The following is a 16057-nucleotide window of genomic DNA, read 5'->3' on the forward strand; positions in this document are numbered from 1 at the left end:
AGCCGGATACCGGAAACGGATACGTCACAGAAAAATCCAACGGGAGGAATCCCGATGACCGACACCGAACAGCGTAGTTCGACTCGGGAACGATACGACCGACGAGTGCCGCAAAACCTCAGCGCGGCCACTCTTGAAGAACGCATTATTGCCAGCGATACGCGGGCACTCACCCACACCTACGAACAGATCGCCGCCACCGAGTCAGCGCGTCAAGCAGCCGCGCTGGCACTCAAATCGCGCCGCCGATTTATCGCCGGCGAGGGCACGAGCTCTGCTTTCGCGCTGCTGCTTGCCACCGAACTTTCCGCCACGCTGTCGAATATTCACCTCATCGGATCCCACGCACTCTCACCACTGGTGGCGCTCACCGACGTGCGATCGACCGACGTGCTGGTGCTCTTTTCAATGCGGCCCTACCGCTCGATGATGCTGCGGTTGGCCCGCGAATTCCATCGCAGCGGCGGCAAAGTCGTAATCGTCACCGATAGCGCGGATGCACCGGCCGCCAAATATGCCGACCGGCTCGTGGTCGCCGACACCGGTGCATCCCCATTCATCGACTCACCCACCCCGATCGCCGCGGTCACGCACCTATTGGGCACACTCATCTCGGCAAGCGCCAAGGGTGCCCGGCGCCGCCTGAACGAGCGCGATCGCATCGCCAAACTGCTCGAACTTTACGAACCCGACAACGAGCCCGCAGCTAGCGATTCATCAGACGACCAAACAACCAAATAATTCCGCAATGGCGCGGACGCCAAGAGGGAGACGGAATGACCACGTACCCGGTTTTTGACGGCCACAACGACTTCGCATGGGAGGTGCGCAAACAGTTCGGCTACGCCACCGAGCATCTCGGCGGCAGTATTCCCACCACCCAAACCGATTTTGAACGCATCCGTGCCGGAGGACTTGCGGCACAGTACTGGTCGGTGTGGGTGAATCCCGACAAAATTCACGGGGCAGACCAGGTGACCGCCACCCTCGAACAGATTGATTTCATCCACCGGCTCATCGCCGCGTACCCCAACGAACTCGGCGCCGCACGCACCGCAGCCGAAGCACGCGAGGTGATGGCCTCGGGCCGGGTGGCCTCGCTCATTGGTGTCGAGGGTGGGGCGCAGATCGGCGGATCGCTCGCCGTGCTGCGCAACTACGCTCGGCTCGGCGCCCGCTATATGACCCTCACCTGGTCGCGCACCATCGACTGGGCCGACTCGGCCACCGACGAGGCGCTCCACGGTGGACTCACCGACTTTGGCCGCGATGTGGTGCGCGAAATGAACCGCATCGGGATGCTCGTTGATCTTTCGCATGTGGCACCGTCAACCATGCGGGATGCGCTCGAAGTCGCCTCCCGGCCGCCGATCGTGACCCACTCGGGGGCACTCAGTCTCTGCTCGCATCCGCGAAATGTGCCCGATGATGTGATCCGCGAAATCGGTGCGCGCGACGGTGTGCTCATGGTCGCATTTGTGCCGTCATTCCTCAGACAAGAGCGCCGCGACTGGGATGTCAACGGCGGCGGGGGCGAGGCACCGGCGGTGACGGTGCGGGATGTGGCCGACCACATCGAATACTTCCGCGATTTTGCCGGTGTGCACGCGGTGGGAATTGGCGCCGACTATGACGGCTCGGATGAAATGCCCGAGGGTCTCGAGGATGTTGGCTGCTACCAGGCGCTGTTTGCCGAACTTGCATCCCGCGGATGGAGCGACGCCGACCTGCGAGCGCTCGGCACTGAAAACGCGCTGCGAGTGCTCGAAGCCTCGGATGACGACTACACGCGGTTCATGGCGGGCGAAGCGGGCGAACCGATCGGTCGCACCGCGGCACTCATCGGCTCGGTTGAGGAGGAATAGCCGTGAGCAAAGTATTGATGGTGATTAATTCCACCGAATCGGGGCCGCGCCGGGCCGGCGAATGGCTGCGCGAAGCGGGCATCGAAACGGTCGATGTGGTGGCTGAAACCACTCCCCTGCCCGAAAACCTCGACGGCTTCGACGGCCTGGTGATGCTCGGCGGCGGACTGCTGCCCTACGAAGACGAAAATGCCCCGTGGCTCGCCACCGAGCGGGAACTCGCCCGGCAAGCGATCGACGCCGACCTACCCACGCTCGGCATCTGCCTCGGCGGGCAGCTGCTCGCACATGTTGGCGGCGGCGAAGTGCGCGGCGAATACGGCACCCCAGAAAGCGGTGCGGTGCTCATCACCACCACCGCAGCCGGCCGCAACGACCCGGTGCTCGGAGTGCTGGGTGAGGGCGCGCACATGATCGAAAACCACGTCGACCAAATCACTCAGCTACCGGCGGATGCGGTGCTATTGGGCCGGTCGACAGACGTTGAAAACCAGGCCTTCCGCATCGGCAAGCGAGTGTGGGGGCTGCAATTTCATCCCGAGGTGAACGCCGAACGAATCGCCCAGTGGGACGAGTCGGCGCTCGGTAAAAAAGGTTTCGACCGCGGAAAACTGGTCGCCAAGGCGCGCGCGGTCGACGGTGAAAACACGCGCGCATCGAAGGCGCTGATTGACGCGTTCGCCGAGCAGGTGACGCAATACGCAAAGGGGCAGCGATGAAAAAACAACACGTTGTGGTGGCCGGTGGTGGCCTGATCGGACTGTGCACCGCCTATTGGCTGCTGCGCGACGGACACCGGGTAACCATCGTTGAACGCACCAAGCTGGGTGCCGGCGCCGCAACCGGTAATGCCGGCGAACTCACCCCGCAAATGGTGGCGCCGCTGGCCTCGAGCAACACCGCGCGCGACATCATCCACGGAGTGTTCGCACACCGTCACTATTTGTCGATCGCACCGCTTCGCCTGCCGCAGCTGGCGCGTTTCGGAATGGGATTTCTCACCGCATCCGCCGGGCCGTTGCGGGCACGCGGCGATGCGGCACTGGCGCAGTTCACACCGCACCTGCTCGCATCCCTCGACCGGATGGCGGCCGATGGCATCGACACCTCGGGCGGGAGCACCGGATTTCTCATGACCGCCGAAAGCGAACCGACAATGCTCGCGGCGCACGCGGCCTACGCCGAGCGAGCCCGCCGTGGCTGGGGCGATCCGCCCGAAGACCCCATGTCGGGCCGTGAGCTGCACGAGGCGGAGCCAACGCTCACCGAACGCACTCAGTTCGGCTTCATGCTGCCGGGAGAAGTGTCGATCGACCCGGTGAAATTCGTGGCCAGCCTGATCGAACGCATCACCGAGCTCGGCGCGGAGGTGCGGCTCGGGCTCACCGTGCAGCGGCTCGGTGATGGTGCGAGCGTCGTGTGCGTCGACGAGGATGCGCGGCAGGTCACCGTGTCGGGCGACCGGGTGGTGCTGGCCACCGGCGCCTGGACCTCACAGGTGCTGCGACGCTCACGCATCCCGCACATCCCCGTGGTGCCCGGCAAGGGATACTCGTTCACGGTGCCGGTCAAGACCATGCCGCGCACGCTCGTGCACTCGATGGACCGCCACTGCGTGGTGATTCCGATGAGTGGCCGGCTGCGGGTGGTGGGCATCATGTCGTTTGATGGAGAGCCCGAGCGCTTCCACAGTGATCGCATCGAAGTGCTGCGCGGTTTTGCCGAGGGGCTCATCGAGGGTGCCGACTGGGATGGCCGCACCGATGAGTGGATGGGGCCGCGCCCGATGACCGCCGACGGGCTACCGCTGATCGGGCCGGCGACACCGAGCGGTGAGGTGCTCGTCGCATCCGGTCACAATATGCACGGGCTGTCGCTGGGGCCGATCACCGGGCAGATCATGGCCGACCTGATTGCCGGCAGGCAGCCGGGTGTGGCGAACTGGCCGTTCGATCTGCGGCCGTTCGCGGTGCGCCGCTCGGCGTTGAGCTAGGCGGCGGCCGCGGGCCTTTTTGCACGAAAGGGCACCGCTAGCGTGGTCGGCTGGCGGTGCCAGGTCGGCGCCCGAAAGCTAGGCGGTGGTCGGCTTCACGTCGAGCACCACATCGAACTCGAGCAGCGTTGCCCCGCTCGCGACCGGCTTGCCGTGCGAGCCGGCGTGCGCGGCACGCGCCGATCCATCGCGCCAGGCGACGTACGACTCCTCGTCATCCCAGTGCGTCACCACGAAGTAGCGGTCTTCGTTGGCGGTGGGGCGCAGCAGCTGAAAGCCACGGAATCCCGGGGTGCCGTCGATCGAACCGGCGCGGGCGTTAAACCGCCGCTCGAGCTCTTCGCCCTGACCCTCGGGAACGGAAATTGCGTTGATTTTCACGATTGCCATGCCCGCAGCCTAAGCCGCACCGCTGCAAAAGTGCTGACGCAGCGCATCCCGAACTAACCGACCACCTCGATCGCGGTGGTGTCTTGCCGCCTGCGCCAACGACGCACCAAATACACCACCGCCAGGCACACCAACCCGCCAATGAGTGTTTCGCGAGCGCGCGCCACAAACAGCACCTCGTAGTTGCTGGGCGCACCCAAACTCGTTGCCCCAATGGCGAGCGGCGTGATGAACGCCAGCGCGAATCCGTAGTGCTGCCCCACCACCAGCTCGGTGGCAAACGTGCAAAGCAAGAGCACGGCGATGACATAAATCGGATGCGGTTCGCCGCCATACAGCGCGGCCGCCAGCCCCACACCCACCAGCGTTCCCACCACGCGGTGCGAGATACGTTCAAACCCAAACAGGTGCGAGGGCGCCGAAAAAATCGCGGTGACGGTCACCACCGCCCAATAGTGGTGCGTTGCCACGTCGAGCGTCGCGGCAATCACCGCCGCCGCCCACGCCGCGAGCAGGGTGACCAAAATCATCCAACCGTTTTCGGCAGTGATCGCCTGCCGCAGGCGGCGATGCGGCCGCCGGTTCAGCTCCGGAACCCGCTCACCCAACACCGGGATGCGGCGCAGTAACGCCCCCGACATTCCCACCGCAAACGAAAACGCAACCACGCTCGCGGCAACCAGCACCGCATCCCAAAATATGGCCGGATCGGTCGGTCGCACACTGGTGCCGAGGTACGCGAAAGTGAAAAAGATCGCACCCATCGGGATCCACTGCATGATCGCCGTGAGCAGCACGCCCGCAGTGATCACCAGGCTCAGCCCGATGCCCGCCAGCCAGGTTGGTGTGCCGGCGATCGAGGTCGCCACCCCACCGACGATGGCAGCCAGCAGCACCGCACCCGATAGCAGCAGCGTGAGCCACCGCTGCCGATAGGGCTCGTTGCGGCCATACAGCGCGGTAAACGCGGCGAAGCTCGCATAAATCGCCAGGTCGAGGCGGTCGATGCTCGCCAGCACGATAAGCGGCACACCGGTTGAGACGGCGGCGCGGGTGGCAGCTCGCCAATCGAGTCGACTGAACTCGATACCGCGAATGCCGGATGCGCCCACGCCGCCCCTCTCTGTCACCGACTGTTTGTTGTCAGTCTAGTGACAGCGGGTGTGGCGCTCAGGGAGCGAGGTAAACCTTGCGCAGCTGTTCGCTGTGCACGGTCCAGCGGGTTTGCATCCCCTCGCTCAGCTGCAGCACCGAACCGGCCCGCAACTGCACCGCGGGAAGCTGTGGTTCGAGGAACTCGACCGTCGCGTCGCCCGCAATAATCACGCAGAGCTCGTCGGCTTCGGTGTCGTGCATCACGCCGCGGCTCATCTCCCACACCCCGGTTTCGAGCCCGGCAAAATCGCCGAGTTCGGTGGCACCGGCGGTGGTGCCGTCCTGCGGATCGTGCTCGGCGGGCACGGTTTCGTGGGCAACATCGAGTGCGAGCGCGTCAATCACGACGCCTGGTTTGAGTGAAGTCATGCGGGTAACCCTAACTGTTTGGTGCGGGGCGGCTGTTTGGTGCGGGGCGCCTAGCGTCCCGAAACGAGCGAGGCGATCTTGGCGATTGGATGTGTGCGCGAACTTTCGGATGCCGACTCGAACCGGTCGGCGGCACCGTAGGCCCCGTAGATGATGCGCGTGGCGATCCAGCGCAACGGCTCGGGTTCCCAGCGCCGCACCCGGTGGTTCACCCACGGCAGCTGCACGAGATCGGTGTCGTTTCCGAGCACGAGATCGCGCAGGGTGCGGCCGGCAAGGTTCGTGGTGGCAACACCGGTGCCCACATAGCCGCCGGCGTAACCGATGCCGGTTTTGTCGTCGAACACGCAGGTGGCGGCCCAGTCGCGGGGCACGCCGAGGGTGCCCGACCACAGGTGGTCGATCTGTGCATCCGCCGCTGCCGGGAAGAACGACACGAGCAGGTTTCGCAGCGTTTCAGCGGTTTGCGACTGGGTGCGCCCATCAACGTCGGTTGCCGAATTCCAGCGATACGGCACCCCGCGGCCACCGAACGCGATGCGGTTATCGGCGGTGCGCTGCGCGTACATGTACACGTGTGCGAAGTCGCCGAGCACTTCGCCACCGTTCCAGCCCAGCTGCTGCCAGGTGGCGTCACTGAGCGGTTCGGTGGCGATCATCGACGAGTTCATCGGCAGCCAGTCGCGGTGCGATGATTTGATGCCGGCGGTGAACCCTTCGGTGGCACGCAGGATGCGTTCAGCGCGCACGGCGCCGCGGTCGGTGCGCGCGAGGCCGGGTTCGATTTCGGTGACGCGGGTGCCCTCGTAAATTTTTACGCCCATCGCTTCGACACGTTCGGCAAGCCCGCGAGCGAGCTTGGCGGGATGGATGCGGGCCGCGTGCGGCTGCCACACCCCGGCGATCGCGCGGTCGATCTTGATGCGGTTTTGGGTTTCGGCGGTGTCGAGCCACTCGACATCGGTGTGCTGCCACTCGCATTCGGCGTCGTAGTAGCTTTTGAGCCGCGCCAGCTGCGCAGCCGAGCGCGCCACATTGAGTTCGCCGCCGCGCACGAGATCGCAGTCGATTCCCTCTTCTACGGTGATTCGCTCGACTTCGGCGACCGTTTCGTTCATGGCCAGTTGGAACCGCTGCGCAGCGTCGCGGCCGTGGCTGGCGACATACTGTTCGCGGCCGCCGGTGACGCTATTGACGAGCCAGCCACCGTTGCGGCCCGATGCGCCGAAGCCCGCGAAGCGTTGCTCGAGCACCGCGATGCGCAGGCTCGGGTCGGCCTGCTTCAGGTAGTACGCCGTCCACAGGCCGGTGAACCCGGCACCCACGATGGCGACATCAACGTCGATCGGGCCGGGCAGCGCCGGCCGCGGCGCCTGCATCCCAATCTGCGTCCACCAGTGCGAGATGTTTCCGTTGATCATGTGTCAATCCTCACTGTGCACCGCACGGTTCCTAAAGCCGGTCATTCCGCCGGTCATGTTCGAGCGCTTCCGCGTCTCGCAGTTGAGGATCACCATATCCGCCGCCACCAGCTGTTTCGACCCTGACAATCGTACCGACTTCAAGTTTTCGGGAATTCTTCGAAGGGGCAATCCACTCGGAACCGTCTGGCTCGACAACCGTAATAGTTGTCGGCTTCGCATCTTCGCCACCCGCGACACCACGTGGTCGAAAATCTTCGTGCGTTTGCTCAGAGTAAAATGTCACTCGCTGCGGATGCTCGAGAATCTCGTACTCGCGCCGGAGCCCCATACCTCCGTTAAACTGCCCTCGTCCTTGGGACCCCGGAATAAATTCATTCCTCAGGACGCGGATCTGGTAGTTCGACTCGACGACTTCAGCTGGCATGACGCCCACGTTCGACATGTACGTGTCAACGCCATCGATTCCATCGCCGTCCGAGGTGGCACCCGTTCCACCACCAACAACATCAGCCATGACGGCAGGCCGCCCAGTGAATGGATTTGTACTGCCCGCGTTAAAGCAAAAGAAACTTACGGTACTACTCGCCACAGCTTGGTCTGGCCACATATCAACAAGCGCTCGAATGAGCGTGTCCGCGAAGCGCTGGCATGTGTTATGCCGGATCGAAACAGCAGCCGGAGCAATGGGGTTCAGGACGATTCCCTTTGGCGCCACGATGTCGACCGCTCTCAACAACCCATCGTTCGCTCCCAGTTCCGGCGCCACCACAGCCCGAACTCCGTACACAATCCCAGCCCGTGCACTGGCCCAGGGGACATTCATAGCTCCCGCCGTTTGCGGATCGCATCCTGACAAATCAATTTCGAGTCGCGCGCCCGTCTTCCGCACCGAAACGTGGATGCGTGTCGGCGAGCCACCCTTCCCGTCATCATCCAGGAAACCTTCGGCCTCACCACATCCGTCAGGAAGGTTTTCGAGCGCGACGCTCACGCCACGTTCAACTGAGTCGAGCATTTCACTCATGATCAGCGCAAGTTTGTCGCGGCCGTAACGTTCGACCAGCTCTAGAAAACGTTCCCCGCCGAGATGACAGGCTGCTCGTTGAGCTCGAAGATCACTCACTGTACTCATCGGATCACGAATGTTGTCAGTAATCAGAGAAATTAGATCTTCATTTTCAACTCCCGCTACCGAAAGTCGAATCGGTGGGAATACGAGCCCTTCCCCGTAGAGGTCCTCGAGCTCCGGCCCCTCGCTACCAGGGTTGACACCCCCCACATCAATGTGGTGTGCAGCGGTACCGGACCACGCAAGCAGCTCCCCTTCGTGAAAGATTGGCGTCACAATGTTGATATCGGGAAGGTGCATTGCCCCCAGATACGGATGATTACAAATGAATACATCGCCGTCCTGAATGCGTCCATGCCAGCGATCGATTACTGACTTAACCACGAGTGACATGGCACCTAACTGAGCCGGAATGTAGTCGGCCTGTGCCACTAGGTCACCTTCTGAAGTGAACAGCGCGCACGAGAAGTCATCCATGTCACGAATGATCGGGCTATAGCTTGAACGCTTAAGCACACTTCCCATCTCTTCGGCAGCAGACTGCAAACCAGCTGCAGCAATTTCGAAGGTCACGGGGTCGATTTCCATTACTGCATCCGCCGCAGTAGCACTATTTTTCGTCATCGTTCATTCTCCGTAATGATGAGGTCACCCTGATCAGACACCACAATCACCTGATCATTGAGGACAAAAGTCGTTGAATCCATCTGTTGAATAATTGCGGGCCCATCAACTTTTGAGCCGACGGCCAATCGGCTGCGGTCAATCACTGGAACATCGCAATTGCCGACACCCGGAATCCGGACCTGTTTGCGGCCAATCTCAGGATTTCCGCTCTCAGTGTTCGTCTTTTGTCCAACGACGCGCCCAAGTGACCCAGTGACAGCCATTCGGACGGTTACGAGTTCAATGGTTTCGCCCCGGTTCGAATGACCATAGAGCTCTTCGTGCGCCGCATGGAATTTCTCAGCTGCGCTTGCGAGCGCACTTGGATCATGACCATCCAACGGGATAGTGAGCTCATAGCCCTGCCCCAAATAGCGACAGTCTGCCGAGGCTGTTGCAATAATTGAGCTCTCAGGTACTCCATCCGCAACCAACTGCTCGCGGCCGGTTGTAGCGGCATCCTCAAACCATTCAGCAAGCCACTCAAGGTTTTCTGAGTCAAGTGTCGAGAGCACTGTACGAGACTCGTCAAAGCGGAGACCGGCCACCAGCAATCCATCCGCAGAAAAGAGTCCCGGCTGTTTCGGCACAATAACCGACTTAAGACCGAGGTGGCGAAGAAGGAGTCCCGCATGAAGCGGCCCTGCACCACCGAATGGCACGAGCGAGAATTCTTTAGGGTCGAGCCCGCGCTCAACACTCACCTTCCGGACAGCCTGCACCATGTGAGCAAGCCCGATAGCAAGAATGGCTTCTGCGGTTTCCTCCGGGTCATAACCAAGGACGTCACCAACTCTCGCCATCGCGCTCTTTGCAGCATCCTTGTCAAGCTGCAGGCCTCCCGCAAGCTCTCCGCCGCCCAGAGTGCCGAGCACAACATGGGCATCGGTGATTGTTGGTTCAGTACCGCCTCGACCATACGACGCAGGCCCAGGAACAGCCTTCGCCGACAATGGCCCCACCCGCAGGCGGCCAGTCGAATCGGTCCAGGCGATGCTGCCTCCACCGGCCCCAATCGTGTGGATATCGATTGTTGGCGCGAGTAGGACGTGATCTTGAACATGCTGTTCGCGAGCGAATGGTGCGCGACGGTTCCTCACCAAGCAAACATCAGTTGAAGTGCCGCCCATATCCAGGCTGATGAGGTTGCCTACTCCATGTTCCTCAGCCAGGTTAATGAGACCAGCGACTCCACCTGCGGGCCCCGACAGCACAAGCTGGTGCGATTGCTGCTCCGCCCTTTCCGCAGGCACGCTTCCACCGTTTGACTGCATCACCATGAATGGAGATGTCAGCCCTGCAGCGCCGACTGCACCCTCAGCTCGCACCAGATATCGCCCCACAATCGGACGAAGAGCCGCATTGATGACAGTCGTCGCAGTTCGGGGGTATTCACGAAACTCTCGTGCCACTTCGCTCGACAATGAAATTGGCACCCCTGGTAGAGCGGCTGACAGTGCCTCACCGATACGGCGTTCATGTTCATCGTTCAGATAGCTGAAGAGCAGGCTCACCGCGACCGCCTCCGGGTTCAGAGCGACGACCTCATCCACAACACGCGCGATCTCAGCATCGGTAAGCTCCGTAAGAACCTGTCCTCGTGAGTCGATGCGCTCGTCGATCTCAATGCGTGCGCGCCGCTCTACGAGGTCTTTCGGACGCTCTGGACTCAGGCTGTACACACTAGGGCGACTAGCTTGCCGGTAGCCCATAACGTCCCTGAAGCCGCGGGTTGTCACCAATGCAATTCGCGCCAACTGATCCGTGAGAATAGCGTTAGTCGCCACTGTCGTCCCGTGACACAAAAGGCTGACCTGATCAATTGGCAACCCTGCCTCGGCGAGCGCCGTAATTGAATTAGACAAACCCCTCGACGGATCATCGGGCGTTGAGGCAACCTTCGCGACACGCACTTCTCCTGCAGTTGAGCGCGCAATGGCGTCGGTGAAGGTTCCGCCCGCGTCGATACTGACTGTCCACGTACTTGAGTCCATGGAATCCCTCCGGCTTACTCAGGCCCTTGCATCGTTGCAAGTGCTGTGCAGGCAATACAACCCAACCTGAGGATTGATTGCCATACGTCATTTGCCGTACTCTACCCAGATGACCTCCCCCGACTCACTTTCAAGGGTCCTTGAACACCGCGTCCCACTCGCCGAAACTGCAGACGCCAGCGATTGCGCCCCAGAACTCGCCGGGTTTGCCCGTGGCTTTCTGGTTGCAGGCCGCAGCTATGCGCGGTTTTTGTGGCGGAGCCAGTCGAGATGGTTTGCAATCTCCCTCCGCCGGGAACCAGGCGACGACACACATGGCGTCGTAGCTGTAGTTACACAGTCAAATGCCAAGCTTCCGCGTGGTATCACTGAGCGCGAAGCAGAGGTGCTGACCCTCATTGCACTCGGGTTAACCAACGCAGAGATTGCCGGGCGCCTCGGCACTCGACCCAGAACAGTGTCCACCCAGGTAGAGCGGCTCCTTCAGAAACTGAGCCAAGGCTCTCGAGCGGGGCTTGCAGCAATGGCAGTTGATGCCGGACTCATTGTCCTCCCAATCCCTGGCGGCACCGTCAACAACACTTCAATTGTGCAAGCAGAGATCCACCAAGCCGCCAAATCGCTTGCACCACAAAGTTTGCAGGTAACCAATGATGAGATCGGGTACACCGACCATAAACCTATTCGCATTGGCGCGATCGCACCGCTGATCGGCCCAGGCGCATCGGATGGCCTTGAACTGGTGAGGGGTGCCTCCATCGCAATCCGCGATCTCAATGCGCGAGGCGGGGTTGATGGGCGGCCAGTCCAACACGTAGTTCAAAAGGTCGACATACTCGACGAAGCAAGCGTTACTACCGCGGTGGAGAAACTTATAGAAGAAGGCGTTGACGCCATTCACACCAATTATGTCACGGCAGAAAGCCCCTCGGCTCTGGAAGTGATTGCAGACTACGGTAAACCGTTTCTCCACACAGCAACACTCAAGGCACATGTCGAACTTGTCCGCCGAAGGCCCGACCGTTTCGGAATGATTTTCCAAACCTGCCCCCACGAACACTTCTACCAGGACGCCTTTGTAGATCTCATTGGCTCACTCGAAGAGAAAAAGCTCTTTCCAAGCAGGACTCGAACTGTTCTTGCACTTGAGGCTGACAGCCCGTCATCCGACGTTGCCAACCACGAGCTCGCCCAACGCCTCAAGAAAATTGGCTGGACTCTCGGTCAGACCCTTCGCATTCCAATTGCAGACCCTGATTGGTCGGCGATCGTCGAAACTGTTATCGCCGCGACCCCAGATGCACTCTTCATTTCACATTTTCTGCCTGAAGTATCCGAGCTACAGCGAGAGCTCTCTCGTCGCGGGTTCCAGGGCCTAACGTTCTTCGTTTACGCAGCGTCCATTCGATCCTTTCAGGAAAACATCGGAGCTGCAGCAGAAGGGATCCTATGGGCCACGGTGACCGGCAGATATGACGACCCAATGGGGGAGCGCTTTCAACGCGAATTCACTCTTCGCTACGGAGAAGCTCCGGGCGCATCACAGGCAAGCGCTGCCTACGACCAAGTTATGCTGCTCGCAAATGCCTGGACTTCCGCCGGTTCCACCCAAGCCGACCGAACCATCCACGAGCTCCGCTCCGGGATCACCCGAGGCTTAAATGGTGTGTACTACCTAGGCGATCCCGGACAAGCTGCCCTTTGCTACCCCTACGAAACGGAAGACTCATCTCTCGGACAGGCACTGTTTGTCTATCAGGTGCAAAACGGTCAGCCCGTCGCACTGGCACCTGCCCCCAAGGGAGATTTGCGCAGGTTTCATTGGCCGCCGCACTGACATACGTTGAAATACGTATTTCGATTGTGTTTTACGTCTTGCAGAATCGGGCTAACTAGCCAACGGAGGCCCACAATGACCAGCAATGACGCTGCCCCACCCCTTCGGCGAGTTCTAGGACTAACGTCCACCGTGACGTTCGGGCTCGCCTACATGCTCCCTCTCACTGTGTTCACCACACTGGGTATCGCAAACGTCTTGTCCTCAGGCAACCTTGTTGCCGCTTATCTCATCACCTTGCTTGCAATGCTATTCACCGCATTCAGCTACGCGACAATGGTGCGACGATTTCCAACGGCAGGATCCGCCTATACGTTTGCCAGAAAGTCCTTCGGTTCACCAGTGGGTTTCCTCACCGGCTGGGCATTGATGCTCGACTACCTCCTATTGCCAATGCTGACCTATCTGGTCATCGGCATCTATCTCAACGCCGCCTTCCCCGCCGTTCCACAGTGGGTTTTCTTTGTGGGATCCCTTCTCCTTGTTACAAGCCTCAATATCCTAGGCATCCGCCTACTGACAAATGTCAACATTGCTCTGCTCGCGTTGCAGTTTATTTTCATTGCAGTATTTATTTTCTTGACGTTCGCTAACCTGAACGGAACACCACTCCCAAGCCTGCAAGAGGTTTTCCTCAACGATCAAGCAAACTTCACCGCTATCGTCTCGGCGAGCGCACTACTTTGCTTCTCATTCCTCGGATTTGATGCGGTATCAACTCTCGCGGAAGAGACTCGCGAACCGGAAAAAACACTCCCTCGCGCCGTCATTCTGGTAACCACGCTCGCTGGAGTTTTGTTTATGATTCTCGCAGCGGTGTCGAATATCGCCTTCCCCGATTACACAAGTTACACATCCGAGGACGCTGCCTCACTGGACGTGATTGCAGCTGCTGGCGGCCAAGCACTCACTGCGTTCTTCACTGCCGCCTACGTGGCAGGCTGCTTCGCCTCAGTTCTTGCCTCACAGGCGACAGTATCGAGAATCCTCCTGACGATGGGGCGCGATCGTTTGCTTCCCAAGCGTATTTTTGGCCTAGTCCACAAAAAATTTCAAACCCCAGTTGGAGCAATTCTCGTCGCAGCCGCCATTTCCTTCCTTGGGCTCCTATTGGACCTGACTACACTGTCAACTTTGGTCAGCTTCGGCGCGCTCTCCGCATTCACGATTGTCAACCTATCGGTCATCAAGTATCTGCTTATCGACCAAAAGAAGCGGGGCACCGCCGCGATCCTGAAGTATGGAGTTGCACCACTGATTGGTGTGCTGCTCACAGCTTGGCTGTGGACAAGCCTTAGCCTCGATGCTCTACTCCTTGGCATCGCATGGATTGGAGTAGGCGTGCTCTATCTAGCTGTACTCACTCGAGGCTTTCGCCGCCCCACCCCCGACCTTGCACTCGACTTATAATCTGCCCTGAGCACGACATAGGGGAGGGCGGTTTCCTGCTTGGAAACCGCCCTCCCCTATGTGTACAAGACTCCGTGAGACCACCTGCGGCACTTGTACGCCAGCCACATCTCGATCTGGCTGAACAGGTCACTTCGACCGCCTTTCAATGCCGGATTGTCAAACCAGGGGCCAGTTCATGCCAATTCAGCCAATGAGTGACCGCGCACCCAACCGTAGCGTTGCTGCATCCGATCAGCGAAGGAGCCGATATGACCGCCCTGCCAACCATTCCGCACTGGATCGAAGGTGCCGAAGTAGTCACCGACGACGCCCGCACCGCACCGGTGTTCGACCCCGCACTCGGCCGCGAAATCCGCCGCGCCGCGCTCGCCAGCGAAACCGAGGTCGACCGCGCTGTCGAAACCGCCCACACCGCCTATCTCACCTGGCGCAATGTGTCGCTCGCGAAGCGCACCGCCATCATGTTCCGCTTCCGCGAACTGCTCAACGAACGCAAGGGCGAGCTCGCCGAAATCATCACCGAAGAGCACGGCAAGGTTATCGACGACGCCCTCGGTGAAATCGCCCGCGGGCAAGAAGTTGTCGAGTATGCCTGCGGCATCACCTCGCACCTGCGCGGCCACTTCTCAGAGCAGGTGTCGACCGGGTTCGACATCCACTCGGTGCGCCAGCCGATCGGCGTCGCCGCGATCATCTCGCCGTTCAACTTCCCCGCGATGGTGCCGATGTGGTTCTTCCCCATCGCCATCGCCGCCGGTAACTCGGTGGTTGTGAAGCCGAGCGAAAAGAACCCGTCAGCCGCGATCTGGATCGCCAAACTCTGGAAAGAAGCGGGCCTTCCCGACGGCGTGTACACCGTCGTCAACGGCGACAAGGTGGCGGTGGATGCGCTTCTCACCCACGAGAAGGTCGCTTCGGTTTCATTCGTCGGTTCGACCCCCATCGCCCAGTACGTGTACGAAACCGGCACCAAGCACGGCAAGCGCGTGCAGGCGCTCGGTGGCGCCAAAAACCACATGCTGGTGCTGCCGGATGCCGACCTCGACCTGGTGGCCGACTCGGCCATCAACGCCGGATTTGGGTCGGCCGGCGAACGCTGCATGGCAATCTCGGTGGTCGTTGCAGTCGAACCGGTCGCGGATGCACTCATCGACAAGATCGTTGAACGGATGCAGCAACTCAAGGTCGGCGATGGACGTCGCGGCACCGACATGGGCCCGCTGGTCACCGAAGCCCACCGCGACAAAGTCGCCAGCTATATCGACATCGCTGCCGGCGACGGAGCGACCGTCGTGGTGGACGGCCGCGGCATCGAGGTCGACGGTGATGAGGCCGGCTTCTGGCTCGGCCCCACCCTGCTCGACCGCGTACCGACCAGCTCGCGTGCCTACACCGAAGAGATTTTCGGCCCCGTGCTGTCGGTGGTGCGAGTGCAGTCGTTCGACGAGGGGCTCGACCTCATCAACAACGGCGCTTTCGGCAATGGCACCGCGGTGTTCACCAACGATGGCGGGGCGGCGCGCCGCTTCCAGAACGAGGTGCAGGTGGGCATGATCGGCGTTAACGTGCCGATTCCGGTGCCCATCGCCGCCTATTCGTTCGGTGGCTGGAAACAGTCGATTTTCGGTGACACCAAGGCGCACGGCGACGAGGGCGTCAAGTTCTTCACCGCCCAGAAGGCGATCACCACCCGCTGGCTCGACCCGTCGCACGGCGGCATCAACCTCGGATTCCCGCAGAACGACTAGTGCACAGCCGCTCTGGCACTAGCTCGTAGCCGCTGAGGTACTAGCTCGTAGCCACTCCGGTACACCGAAGGGTTAGCTCGTAGCCACTCCGGTACACCGAAAACACTGAGGGCCACCGCTATAGCGGTGGCCCT

Annotated in this window: 13 protein-coding genes; 7 read left to right on the top strand and 6 right to left on the bottom strand. The window is 60.9% G+C overall.

Features of this window, described 5'->3' with window-relative positions; all coding sequences use genetic code 11:
- The first annotated feature begins 54 nt into the window (after nt 1-54).
- From PV375_RS04290 to PV375_RS04305, 4 genes are read left to right on the top strand one after another with little or no spacing between them, the layout of a single operon-like run.
- The gene (locus PV375_RS04290; protein WP_201517860.1) at nt 55-741 is read left to right on the top strand and encodes a MurR/RpiR family transcriptional regulator; all 687 of its coding nucleotides are present in this window, start codon (nt 55-57) and stop codon (nt 739-741) included.
- Nucleotides 742-776: 35 nt separating this feature from the next.
- Entirely contained in the window at nt 777-1865 is a 1089-nt protein-coding gene (locus PV375_RS04295; protein WP_332106281.1) for a dipeptidase, read from the top strand.
- Nucleotides 1866-1867: 2 nt separating this feature from the next.
- Entirely contained in the window at nt 1868-2584 is a 717-nt protein-coding gene (locus PV375_RS04300; protein WP_332106282.1) for a type 1 glutamine amidotransferase, read from the top strand.
- Nucleotides 2581-3858 carry an NAD(P)/FAD-dependent oxidoreductase gene (locus PV375_RS04305; RefSeq protein WP_332106283.1) on the top strand — a complete coding sequence of 426 codons (1278 nt, stop codon included), beginning with the start codon at nt 2581-2583 and terminating at the stop codon, nt 3856-3858. Before PV375_RS04300 ends, PV375_RS04305 begins: the two co-directional genes overlap by 4 nt.
- 78 nt (nt 3859-3936) lie before the next feature.
- Here the strand turns inward: PV375_RS04305 and PV375_RS04310 are convergent, their stop codons facing one another.
- Genes PV375_RS04310 through PV375_RS04335 form a run of 6 tightly spaced genes read right to left on the bottom strand, consistent with a single transcriptional unit; the run spans nt 3937 to nt 10925 of the window.
- On the bottom strand, nt 3937-4248 hold the full coding sequence (locus PV375_RS04310) for an antibiotic biosynthesis monooxygenase family protein (RefSeq protein WP_201517857.1): 312 nt from the start codon (nt 4246-4248) through the stop codon (nt 3937-3939).
- Between the two features lie 53 nt (nt 4249-4301).
- Nucleotides 4302-5378 carry an FUSC family protein gene (locus PV375_RS04315; RefSeq protein WP_332106284.1) on the bottom strand — a complete coding sequence of 359 codons (1077 nt, stop codon included), beginning with the start codon at nt 5376-5378 and terminating at the stop codon, nt 4302-4304.
- A 40-nt stretch (nt 5379-5418) separates the two neighbouring features.
- Entirely contained in the window at nt 5419-5772 is a 354-nt protein-coding gene (locus tag PV375_RS04320) for a cupin domain-containing protein (RefSeq protein ID WP_332106285.1), read from the bottom strand.
- 50 nt (nt 5773-5822) lie between these two features.
- Nucleotides 5823-7193, bottom strand: a complete 1371-nt coding sequence (locus PV375_RS04325) for an NAD(P)/FAD-dependent oxidoreductase (protein WP_332106286.1) — start codon at nt 7191-7193, stop codon at nt 5823-5825.
- Nucleotides 7194-7224: 31 nt separating this feature from the next.
- Entirely contained in the window at nt 7225-8889 is a 1665-nt protein-coding gene (locus PV375_RS04330; protein WP_332106287.1) for a hydantoinase B/oxoprolinase family protein, read from the bottom strand.
- Nucleotides 8886-10925, bottom strand: a complete 2040-nt coding sequence (locus tag PV375_RS04335; protein WP_332106288.1) for a hydantoinase/oxoprolinase family protein — start codon at nt 10923-10925, stop codon at nt 8886-8888. The genes PV375_RS04330 and PV375_RS04335 overlap by 4 nt, the downstream gene beginning before the upstream one ends.
- 109 nt (nt 10926-11034) lie before the next feature.
- On the opposite strand from PV375_RS04335, the gene PV375_RS04340 reads away from it, so the two are divergent.
- From PV375_RS04340 to PV375_RS04350, 3 genes are all read left to right on the top strand, one after another.
- A complete protein-coding gene (locus tag PV375_RS04340) occupies nt 11035-12762 on the top strand; it encodes an ABC transporter substrate-binding protein (protein WP_332106289.1) in 1728 nt (575 codons plus the stop codon).
- A 75-nt stretch (nt 12763-12837) separates the two neighbouring features.
- Nucleotides 12838-14172 (top strand): APC family permease, encoded by a 1335-nt coding sequence (locus PV375_RS04345; protein WP_332106290.1) that lies wholly within the window; start codon nt 12838-12840, stop codon nt 14170-14172.
- Between the two features lie 251 nt (nt 14173-14423).
- Nucleotides 14424-15923 (top strand): CoA-acylating methylmalonate-semialdehyde dehydrogenase, encoded by a 1500-nt coding sequence (locus PV375_RS04350; protein ID WP_201613349.1) that lies wholly within the window; start codon nt 14424-14426, stop codon nt 15921-15923.
- The last annotated feature ends 134 nt before the right edge of the window (nt 15924-16057 follow it).

It is taken from the genome of Gulosibacter sp. GYB002, assembly GCF_036577665.1.
GTDB classification, from domain to species: Bacteria; Actinomycetota; Actinomycetes; order Actinomycetales; family Microbacteriaceae; genus Gulosibacter; species Gulosibacter hominis.